Genomic DNA, 10,673 nt, shown 5'->3' with positions numbered 1-10,673 from the left:
AGACCAGCGCAGGTGATGTTCCCGGAGGGGCGCTACGGCGTCCCGCACGAGAGCCCCGCCTGCGCGGGGCTCTTTCTCGTTGGTGAGGGGCTCGACCGCACGAGACCTCCGTCCCGTGCGACCGGTGGCACCACCACTGGAAGGATTGCCATGGCGAGGCCGGACAAGGCAGCCGCAGTCGCAGAGCTCTCGGACAAGTTCCGCGGGTCGAACGCGGCCGTGCTGACCGAGTACCGCGGGCTCACCGTCGCGCAGCTCAAGCAGCTGCGACGGTCGCTCAGCGGCAACGCAAGCTACGCCGTGGTGAAGAACACGCTGACGTCCATCGCGGCCAAGGAGGCGGGTGTCGACGGTTTCGACGCCGACCTCCAGGGCCCTTCGGCGATCGCCTTCGTGACCGGTGACCCGGTCGAGGCTGCCAAGGGTCTGCGTGACTTCGCCAAGGCGAACCCGGCACTGGTCATCAAGGGCGGTGTCCTCGACGGGCGCGCCCTGACCGCTGCCGAGGTCACCAAGCTCGCGGACCTCGAGTCCCGCGAGGTCCTGCTGGCCAAGCTGGCCGGCGCAATGAAGGGGAAGCTGTACCAGGCGGCCTACCTGTTCACGGCACCCACGGCCCAGGCCGCGCGTGCCATCGATGCCCTGCGCCAGAAGCAGGAGTCGGAGAGCGCCGCAGCCTGATCCGGTCGGGGCCCCGCCCCGGACGGCTCGAGCGACGCTCACTGCCCAAGACAGTTCAATCCCCTGCTTCGTGCGGACCCGGTCCCGGGTCGACGACCAGCACCAACCGAAAGGAACGCCATCATGGCGAAGCTCAGCAACGACGAGCTGCTCGACGCTTTCAAGGAGCTCACCCTCATCGAGCTCTCCGAGTTCGTGAAGGCCTTCGAGGAGACCTTCGACGTCACCGCTGCTGCCCCCGTGGCCGCTGCTGCCCCGGCTGCTGCCGGTGGCGGCGCCGCTGCCGAGGCCGAGGAGGAGAAGGACGAGTTCGACGTCGTCCTCGAGTCGGTCGGCGACAAGAAGATCCAGGTCATCAAGGAGGTGCGCGCCCTCACGAGCCTCGGCCTGAAGGAGGCGAAGGACCTCGTCGACGGTGCTCCGAAGCCGGTCCTCGAGGCCGCCAACAAGGAGACCGCCGAGAAGGCCAAGGCTGCCCTCGAGGGCGCCGGCGCCACCGTCACCCTCAAGTGACGTCCGCCTCCGGGCGACTCTGACGGCGGCGTCACCACGGTGACGCGGCCCTCGTGACGGCGACGAGGCCCGCACCCTGCACGGGGTGCGGGCCTCGTCCCGTCTCCACGAACTCTCGTCAGTCCTCGGCACCACGACCATCTGGTAAGGTGCAGGGCTGAGTAGTTATTGCCCGTAGCGCGTCAGGTTCGACGAGTCCGCTCGTCGGACGGTCGTGCGGCGGGAGAGCTCTTGGGCGGCATATGGCGGCCACCAGGACGTTCGCACCGACCGGTGGACATTGTTATGTCTGCCGGGTATGCTATCGCTTTGCGCTCGCGTGCGCCCACGGTCCTCCTCCAGCCCACCCACCAACCCACGTCGTGCTTCTTCGCGCGACGGGTCGGTCCGGGACTGCGGAACCCTTCAGGCACGCAGCGTACAGCGTGTCATCGATCCGCAGGGAAGGACCCCTCTTGGCTGCCTCGCGCATCCCTTCTGCACCGTCCGCCGACGCCATCGCGAACCGCACCGCGTCCCGTCGCGTCTCGTTCGCCAAGATCCACGAGCCCCTCGAGGTCCCCGACCTCCTCGGGCTGCAGACCGAGAGCTTCGACTGGCTCCTCGGCAGCGACCCCTGGCGGGCGCGGGTCGCCGCGGCGAACGCCTCCGGCCGCCAGGACGTCCCGACCACCTCGGGGCTCGAGGAGATCTTCGCCGAGCTCTCGCCCATCGAGGACTTCGGCCAGACGATGTCCCTCTCCTTCGCGGACCACCGCTTCGAGCCGGAGAAGTACTCGGCGGAGGAGTGCAAGGAGAAGGACTTCACGTACGCCGCGCCGCTGTTCGTCACCGCGGAGTTCGTGAACTACACCACCGGTGAGATCAAGAGCCAGACGGTGTTCATGGGCGACTTCCCGCTCATGACCTCGCGCGGCACGTTCATCATCAACGGCACCGAGCGCGTCGTCGTGTCGCAGCTCGTCCGCTCGCCCGGCGTGTACTTCGAGCGGGTCCCGGACAAGACCAGCGACAAGGACATCTTCTCGGCGAAGATGATCCCGTCGCGCGGTGCGTGGCTCGAGTTCGAGATCGACAAGCGCGACGCCGTCGGCGTCCGAGTCGACCGCAAGCGCAAGCAGCCCGTCACGGTGCTCCTGAAGGCGCTCGGGCTCACCGAGTCCGACATCCGCGAGCAGTTCGCCGAGTTCCCCTCGATCCTGGACACCCTCGAGAAGGACCACGTCCACACCGAGGAGGAGGCGCTCGTCGACCTCTACCGCAAGATCCGTCCGGGCGAGCCGCCCACGGTCGAGGCCGGCCGCTCGCTCCTCGAGAACTTCTACTTCAACCCGAAGCGCTACGACCTCGCGAAGGTCGGCCGCTACAAGGCCAACAAGAAGCTCGGGGTCGACGCGCCGCTCGACGCCTCGACGCTGGCCGTGACGGACATCGTCGCGACCATCAAGTACCTCGCGTCGCTGCACGCCGACAAGGCCACGATGGCCGGCACCAAGAACGGCGAGCCCGTCGAGGTCCGCGTCGAGACGGACGACATCGACCACTTCGGCAACCGTCGCATCCGCGCGGTCGGCGAGCTCATCCAGAACCAGGTCCGCACGGGCCTGTCCCGGATGGAGCGCGTGGTGCGCGAGCGCATGACCACGCAGGACGTCGAGGCGATCACCCCGCAGACCCTGATCAACATCCGCCCGGTCGTGGCGTCGATCAAGGAGTTCTTCGGGACGTCGCAGCTCTCGCAGTTCATGGACCAGAACAACCCCCTCGCGGGCCTGACGCACAAGCGTCGCCTGTCCGCGCTCGGCCCGGGTGGTCTGTCCCGCGACCGCGCCGGCATGGAGGTCCGTGACGTCCACCCGTCGCACTACGGGCGCATGTGCCCCATCGAGACCCCTGAGGGCCCGAACATCGGCCTCATCGGCTCGCTCGCGTCCTACGGACGGATCAACCCGTTCGGGTTCATCGAGACGCCGTACCGCAAGGTCGTCGACGGCAAGGTGACGGACGACGTCCAGTACCTGACCGCGGACGACGAGGACCGCTACGTGATCGCGCAGGCGAACCAGATCCTCAAGGGCGACGGTTCGTTCGCCGAGGACCGGGTGCTCGTGCGCACCAAGGGCGGCGAGGTCGAGATCATCCCCGGCACGGCCGTCGACTACATGGACGTCTCGCCGCGCCAGATGGTCTCGGTCGCGACCGCGCTCATCCCGTTCCTCGAGCACGACGACGCCAACCGCGCGCTCATGGGCGCCAACATGCAGCGCCAGGCCGTGCCGCTGGTGCGCTCCGAGATGCCGCTCGTCGGCACCGGCATGGAGCGTCGTGCCGCGATCGACGCCGGTGACGTCATCGTCGCCGACAAGGCGGGCGTGGTCACCGAGGTCTCGGCCGACCTCATCACCATCGCCAACGACGACGCGACGACGTCGACCCACCGCGTGAAGAAGTTCGTGCGCTCCAACCAGGGCACGAGCTACAACCAGCGCGTGCTGGTGGACGACGGCGCGCGGGTCGAGCCCGGTTCGGTCCTCGCGGACGGCCCGGCGACGGACGAGGGCGAGCTGTCGCTCGGCCGCAACCTGCTCGTGGCCTTCATGTCGTGGGAGGGTCACAACTACGAGGACGCGATCATCCTCAGCCAGCGTCTGGTGCAGGACGACGTCCTCTCCTCGATCCACATCGAGGAGCACGAGGTCGACGCCCGGGACACCAAGCTCGGCCCGGAGGAGCTCACGCGCGACATCCCGAACGTCTCGGAGGAGGTCCTCGCGGACCTCGACGAGCGCGGTGTGATCCGCATCGGTGCCGAGGTCGGCGCCGGCGACGTCCTGGTCGGCAAGGTCACGCCCAAGGGCGAGACCGAGCTCACCCCGGAGGAGCGCCTGCTCCGCGCGATCTTCGGCGAGAAGGCGCGCGAGGTGCGCGACACGTCCCTCAAGGTGCCGCACGGCGAGTCCGGCACGGTCATCGGCGTCCGCGAGTTCAACCGTGAGGACGGCGACGAGCTGCCCGCCGGCGTGAACCAGCTCGTGCGGGTGTACATCGCACAGCGACGCAAGATCACGGACGGCGACAAGCTCGCTGGCCGGCACGGCAACAAGGGCGTCATCTCCAAGATCCTCCCGGTCGAGGACATGCCGTTCCTGCCCGACGGCACCCCCGTCGACGTCGTGCTCAACCCGCTCGGTGTCCCCGGTCGTATGAACGTGGGCCAGGTCCTGGAGACCCACCTCGGGTGGATCGCCAAGCAGGGCTGGGACATCACGCTCGCGGACGGTGCCGACGGCGCGGACCTGTCGTGGAAGGACAACGTCCCGGCTGTCGCGGCGTCGTCCGAGCCGGGTCGCCCGGTCGCGACCCCCGTCTTCGACGGCCTGCAGGAGGACGCGCTCTCGGGCCTGTTCACCGCGACGCTGCCGAACCGTGACGGTGACCGCATGGTCAACGGCGACGGCAAGGCGCGGCTCTTCGACGGCCGCTCCGGCGAGCCGTTCCCGGAGCCGGTGTCGGTGGGCTACATGTACATCCTCAAGCTCCACCACCTGGTCGACGACAAGATCCACGCGCGCTCGACGGGCCCGTACTCGATGATCACGCAGCAGCCGCTGGGTGGTAAGGCGCAGTTCGGTGGTCAGCGCTTCGGCGAGATGGAGGTCTGGGCCCTCGAGGCGTACGGGGCCGCCTACACGCTCCAGGAGCTCCTGACGATCAAGTCGGACGACGTCCCGGGTCGCGTGAAGGTCTACGAGGCGATCGTCAAGGGCGAGAACATCCCCGACTCGGGGATCCCGGAGTCCTTCAAGGTCCTCCTCAAGGAGATGCAGTCGCTCTGCCTGAACGTCGAGGTCCTCTCGAGCGACGGCACGCAGATCGAGATGCGCGAGTCGGACGACGAGGTGTACCGCGCCGCCGAGGAGCTGGGCATCGACCTCTCGCGCCGCCCCGACGCGGCGTCCAGCATCGACGAGATCTGATCCCGGGGACGCCGGGGCCCTCCGGGGCCCCGGCGTGACCCCGAAACGAACAAGCTCCACCGCGCCGCACGGGACCTGGACCCGGCGGCAGACGAAGGAAGTAGGACACATTGCTCGACGTCAATGTCTTCGACGAGCTGCGCATCGGTCTCGCCACCGCCGATGACATCCGTGCCTGGTCGCACGGAGAGGTCAAGAAGCCCGAGACCATCAACTACCGCACCCTGAAGCCGGAGAAGGACGGGCTCTTCTGCGAGAAGATCTTCGGCCCCACCCGGGACTGGGAGTGCTACTGCGGCAAGTACAAGCGGGTGCGCTTCAAGGGCATCATCTGTGAGCGCTGCGGCGTCGAGGTGACGCGCTCGAAGGTGCGCCGTGAGCGCATGGGCCACATCGAGCTCGCCGCCCCCGTCACGCACATCTGGTTCTTCAAGGGTGTGCCGTCGCGCCTCGGCTACCTGCTGGACCTGGCACCCAAGGACCTCGAGAAGGTCATCTACTTCGCGGCCTACATGATCACGTGGGTCGACGAGGAGGGGCGTGCCGAGGAGCTCCCGAACCTCCAGAACGAGATCGACCTGGAGAAGAAGGAGATCTCGGACCGTCGCGACAACGACATCAACGCCCGCGCTCTGCGCCTCGAGAAGGACATCGCGGAGCTCGAGGAGGAGGGCGCGAAGGCCGACGCCAAGCGCAAGGTGCGTGACTCCGCCGAGCGCGAGATGACGCAGCTGCGCAAGCGCGCCGACGCCGAGCTCGACCGCCTCGAGCAGGTCTGGGACCGGTTCAAGAACCTCAAGGTCGCCGACCTCGAGGGCGACGAGATGCTCTACCGCCAGCTCCAGGACCGCTACGGCCCGTACTTCACGGGTGCGATGGGTGCTGCGGCGATCCAGAAGCGTCTCCAGGACTTCGACCTCGAGGCCGAGGCCGAGTCGCTGCGCGAGATCATCGCGACCGGCAAGGGCCAGCGCAAGACGCGTGCCCTCAAGCGGCTCAAGGTCGTCAACGCGTTCCTGACGACGACGAACTCGCCGACCGGCATGGTCCTCGACGCCGTCCCGGTCATCCCGCCGGACCTGCGCCCGATGGTGCAGCTCGACGGTGGCCGTTTCGCGACGTCCGACCTGAACGACCTGTACCGCCGCGTGATCAACCGGAACAACCGGCTCAAGCGGCTCCTCGACCTCGGCGCGCCCGAGATCATCGTCAACAACGAGAAGCGGATGCTCCAGGAGGCCGTGGACTCGCTGTTCGACAACGGCCGTCGTGGCCGGCCCGTCACGGGCCCGGGCAACCGTCCGCTGAAGTCGATCTCCGACATGCTCAAGGGCAAGCAGGGGCGCTTCCGCCAGAACCTGCTCGGCAAGCGCGTCGACTACTCGGGCCGTTCGGTCATCGTGGTCGGCCCGCAGCTCAAGCTGCACCAGTGCGGCCTGCCGAAGCAGATGGCGCTCGAGCTCTTCAAGCCGTTCGTCATGAAGCGGCTCGTGGACCTCAACCACGCGCAGAACATCAAGAGCGCGAAGCGCATGGTCGAGCGTGCTCGCCCGGTCGTGTGGGACGTCCTCGAAGAGGTCATCACCGAGCACCCGGTCCTGCTGAACCGTGCACCGACGCTGCACCGTCTCGGCATCCAGGCGTTCGAGCCGCAGCTCGTCGAGGGCAAGGCGATCCACCTGCACCCGCTCGTGTGCGGCGCGTTCAACGCCGACTTCGACGGTGACCAGATGGCGGTGCACCTGCCGCTGAGCGCCGAGGCGCAGGCCGAGGCCCGCATCCTCATGCTCTCGAGCAACAACATCCTCAAGCCGTCGGACGGCCGTCCGGTGACCATGCCCTCCCAGGACATGATCATCGGTCTGCACCACCTGACGTCCGACCGTCCGGGGGCTGCGGGGGAGGGGCGTGCGTTCGCGTCCGTCTCCGAGGCCGTCATGGCGTTCGACCAGAACACGCTCGACATCAACGCCGCCGTGCACATCCGCATGGACGGCCTGGTCTTCGAGGACGGCACGGCTCCCGAGGGCTTCGTCCCGGGCGAGCCGTTCGTCCACGCGACGACCCTCGGTCGTGCGCTGTTCAACGAGACGCTGCCCGTCGACTACCCGTACGAGAACGGGATCGTCGACAAGAAGCGCCTCTCGACCATCGTCAACGCGCTGGCCGAGCAGTACCCGAAGGTCGAGGTCGCGGCCTCGCTCGACGCGCTGAAGGAGGCCGGCTTCCGCTGGGCCACCCGCTCGGGCGTCACGATCGCGATCTCCGACGTCGCGACGCCGGTCGAGAAGACGGCGATCCTGGAGGAGCACGAGGCGAAGGCCCTCAAGGTCCAGCAGGAGTTCGACAAGGGTCTGATCACGGACGACGAGCGTCGCCAGGAGCTCATCGAGATCTGGACCCAGGCCACCGACAAGGTCGCCGCGGTCATGCGGGCCAACCTCGAGAAGGACGACCGCAACACGGTCCTTCGCATGGTCGGTTCGGGTGCCCGAGGCAACTGGATGCAGGTGCGTCAGATCGCCGGTATGCGTGGTCTCGTGGCGAACCCGCGAGGCGAGATCATCCCGCGTCCGATCAAGTCGAACTACCGCGAGGGACTCTCGGTCCTCGAGTACTTCATCGCGACGCACGGTGCTCGTAAGGGTCTTGCGGACACCGCGCTGCGGACCGCCGACTCCGGGTACCTGACGCGTCGTCTCGTGGACGTCTCGCAGGACGTCATCATCCGCGAGGAGGACTGCGGCACGGAGCGTGGCCTCACCCTCCCCGTGGCGGAGGACCTCGGCGGCGTGCTCGTCGAGCACCCGAAGGTCGAGACGAGCATCTACTCGCGCACCCTCGCGTCCGAGGTCGTCGACTCCGACGGCAACGTCGTGGCCGGTGCCGGGGACGACGCGGGCGACGAGGTGATCCGTCACCTGATCGCGGCGGGCGTCGACACGGTCAAGGTCCGCTCGGTCCTGACCTGCGAGTCGCGCGTCGGCACCTGCGCGAAGTGCTACGGGCGTTCGCTCGCCACGGGCAAGCTCGTCGACATCGGCGAGGCCGTCGGCATCATCGCGGCCCAGTCGATCGGTGAGCCGGGCACGCAGCTGACGATGCGTACGTTCCACACCGGTGGTGTGGCGTCCGCGGACGACATCACGCAGGGTCTGCCCCGTGTGACCGAGCTCTTCGAGGCCCGCACCCCCAAGGGTGAGGCGCCGATCGCGGAGTTCTCGGGTCGCATCGCGATCGACGACTCGGAGCGTTCGCGCCGGCTCGTCCTCACGCCGGACGACGGCAGCGAGGAGATCGCGTACCCGGTCACGAAGCGTGCCACGCTGCTCATCCAGGACGGCGAGCACGTCGCCGTCGGTACGCAGCTGGTCAAGGGTGCGGTCGACCCGAAGAAGGTCCTGCGCATCCTCGGCCCGCGCGCGACGCAGAAGCACCTGGTGGACGAGGTCCAGGAGGTCTACCGCTCCCAGGGCGTGGACATCCACGACAAGCACATCGAGGTCATCGTGCGGCAGATGCTGCGTCGCGTGACCGTGCTGGACTCCGGCAACGCGCACCTGCTGCCCGGCGAGCTCGCGGAGCGCATGCGCTTCGAGGACGCGAACCGTGCCGCGGTGGCGGAGGGTGGCCGTCCGGCCGCCGGCCGTCCGGAGCTCATGGGGATCACGAAGGCGTCGCTCGCGACCGACTCGTGGCTCTCGGCGGCGTCCTTCCAGGAGACGACTCGCGTGCTCACGGAGGCCGCCATGAGCGGTCGCCGCGACCCGCTGCTCGGCCTCAAGGAGAACGTCATCATCGGTAAGCTCATCCCGGCCGGCACGGGGCTTCCCCGCTACGGCAACGTGGACGTGGAGCCCACCGAGGAGGCCAAGACGGAGCTGTACCCGAGCTTCGGGTACGACGAGATCGACTTCCCGGCGCTCGGCATGGGCTCCGGCGAGGCGATCCCGCTCGAGGACCTGGACTTCGGCGACTTCCGCTGATCACGGCGTCCGGCCGGCCGCGAGGTCGTCGGACGACGTACCCGGCCCTGTGCGGGCCGGCTCGGCCTGCGAGGCGCGGCACCTTCGGGTGTCGCGCCTCGCGCGCGTCCCGAGCCGTCTGGTCGGCTGGGAGGTGGTTATTGCAGCTGGCCGGCACCAGGGCCGGCAGGTGGCCATCGCTGAGGCCATCACTGAGGCCATCTCTGAGGCCATCACCAGGCCATCGCTGAGGCCGGCAGAGGCCGGCAGAGCCTCTGACGGAGGCTGTGACGGACCCGACTTTGACGGGTCCGTGCGCCCCCGGTAGTCTTGGACACTGTGCCCGCTCCGGTGGGCCCTCCGGTCTGCCAGACCGGCGTCCGTCGCTCCTGCAGTGCAGGCAGCTCGAACAGGACGCCCGAGGCGGGTGAGGGCCCGGTCTCCGGGGCGAGGGCAATCCGGACCAGGGCCTCACGGCCGGGGACGGACCATCGAGCCGGTGGTAGGTGGCTGACACGACGTCCTCGTCGTGCCGGCGCCGCGTGCTGCCGGCCAAGTCAGACCACCCGTCGGGTCCAGCCGGACCTGAACAGCTCGAGAAGACACGGAGCCGTAGTGCCTACGATCCAGCAGCTCGTCCGCAAGGGGCGGACCTCGAAGGTCGGGAAGTCGAAGACTCCTGCCCTCAAGGGTTCCCCGCAGCGGCGCGGCGTGTGCACCCGCGTGTACACCACCACCCCGAAGAAGCCGAACTCCGCGCTCCGCAAGGTCGCCCGAGTCAAGCTCTCCTCCCAGGTCGAGGTCACGGCCTACATCCCCGGCGTCGGGCACAACCTGCAGGAGCACTCGATCGTGCTCGTCCGCGGCGGTCGTGTGAAGGACCTCCCGGGTGTGCGCTACAAGATCGTGCGCGGCGCGCTCGACACGCAGGGCGTGAAGGGTCGCAAGCAGGCCCGCAGCCGCTACGGCGCCAAGAAGGAGAAGAGCTAATGCCTCGCAAGGGTCCGGCCCCCAAGCGGCCGCTCGCCGTCGACCCCGTCTACGGGTCGCCCGTCGTCACGCAGCTGGTCAACAAGATCCTGCTCGACGGCAAGAAGTCCACCGCCGAGGCGATCGTCTACGGCGCCCTCGAGGGCGTCCGCGCGAAGACGGACGGCGACCCGGTCGTCGTCCTCAAGCGCGCGCTGGACAACATCCGCCCCGCGCTCGAGGTCCGTAGCCGCCGCGTCGGTGGCGCGACCTACCAGGTGCCGGTCGAGGTCCGCCCCGTGCGGTCCACGACCCTGGCGCTGCGCTGGCTCACCGACTACTCGCGCGCCCGTCGCGAGAAGACGATGACCGAGCGCCTGATGAACGAGATCCTCGACGCGAGCAACGGCCTCGGTGCCGCGGTCAAGCGCCGCGAGGACATGCACAAGATGGCCGACTCGAACAAGGCCTTCGCGCACTACCGCTGGTGACCCGGCACGCCGGCCGGGCGGAGCACCTCGTGCTCCCCACCGGCCGGCGGCCGCACCGCGCGGGACCCGCGCGTACC

Annotated in this window: 6 protein-coding genes; all 6 read left to right on the top strand. The window is 68.6% G+C overall.

All coding sequences use genetic code 11. The annotated features are described in order from the left end of the window. Positions 1-150: 150 nt before the first annotated feature. The 6 genes from rplJ (at position 151) to rpsG (ending at position 10,596) form a co-directional block, all read left to right on the top strand. Positions 151-681: a 50S ribosomal protein L10 gene (gene rplJ / locus QUE47_RS02475; RefSeq protein ID WP_286218424.1), complete on the top strand. Its 531-nt coding sequence runs from the start codon at positions 151-153 to the stop codon at positions 679-681. A 123-nt stretch (positions 682-804) separates the two neighbouring features. Beyond that, positions 805-1,194, top strand: coding sequence for a 50S ribosomal protein L7/L12 (gene rplL / locus QUE47_RS02470; RefSeq protein WP_286218423.1), 390 nt, complete (start codon positions 805-807; stop codon positions 1,192-1,194). A 455-nt stretch (positions 1,195-1,649) separates the two neighbouring features. Then, positions 1,650-5,171 carry a DNA-directed RNA polymerase subunit beta gene (gene rpoB, locus QUE47_RS02465; protein WP_286218422.1) on the top strand — a complete coding sequence of 1,174 codons (3,522 nt, stop codon included), beginning with the start codon at positions 1,650-1,652 and terminating at the stop codon, positions 5,169-5,171. 110 nt (positions 5,172-5,281) lie between these two features. Then, positions 5,282-9,157, top strand: coding sequence for a DNA-directed RNA polymerase subunit beta' (locus tag QUE47_RS02460; RefSeq protein WP_286218421.1), 3,876 nt, complete (start codon positions 5,282-5,284; stop codon positions 9,155-9,157). Positions 9,158-9,751: 594 nt separating this feature from the next. Then, positions 9,752-10,126: a 30S ribosomal protein S12 gene (gene rpsL / locus QUE47_RS02455; protein ID WP_100421688.1), complete on the top strand. Its 375-nt coding sequence runs from the start codon at positions 9,752-9,754 to the stop codon at positions 10,124-10,126. Further along, positions 10,126-10,596 (top strand): 30S ribosomal protein S7, encoded by a 471-nt coding sequence (rpsG, locus tag QUE47_RS02450; RefSeq protein WP_286218420.1) that lies wholly within the window; start codon positions 10,126-10,128, stop codon positions 10,594-10,596. Before rpsL ends, rpsG begins: the two co-directional genes overlap by 1 nt. Positions 10,597-10,673: the final 77 nt, after the last annotated feature.

It is taken from the genome of Paraoerskovia sediminicola (assembly GCF_030296575.1).
Lineage (GTDB): Bacteria > Actinomycetota > Actinomycetes > Actinomycetales > Cellulomonadaceae > Paraoerskovia > Paraoerskovia sediminicola.
This window is presented reverse-complemented; position numbering and strand designations above follow the sequence as displayed.